Annotated in this window: 1 protein-coding gene; it reads left to right on the forward strand. The window is 58.0% G+C overall.

Annotation, left to right across the window (positions count from 1 at the left end):
* A partial coding sequence (locus KJQ96_RS39470; protein ID WP_213291270.1) for a hypothetical protein occupies positions 1–243 on the forward strand: 243 nt, incomplete at both ends.

Consider the following 243-nt stretch of genomic DNA (forward strand, 5'->3'; position numbering starts at 1 on the left):
TTGAACAAACTCGCGGAACTCACCCGTGCCAGCCGGACCGATCTTGCCATTGATCTTGTGACCGAAGCTATCACCCGCGACCTGGAGGCCGCCGCTACGACGTGGCTTAATTTAGCTAGTCTTACATCGACGGCGGCCGATCCATCCGTGCCGACGGCGGCACTTGAACGATTGCTTGATGACGCAACAGGACGCCTTGCCGACGAAGTTGGCGATGGAGTCTGGCGAACCGATCTTGATCCT

It is taken from the genome of Bradyrhizobium sp. sGM-13, assembly GCF_018398875.1.
Taxonomy (GTDB): Bacteria; Pseudomonadota; Alphaproteobacteria; order Rhizobiales; family Xanthobacteraceae; genus Bradyrhizobium.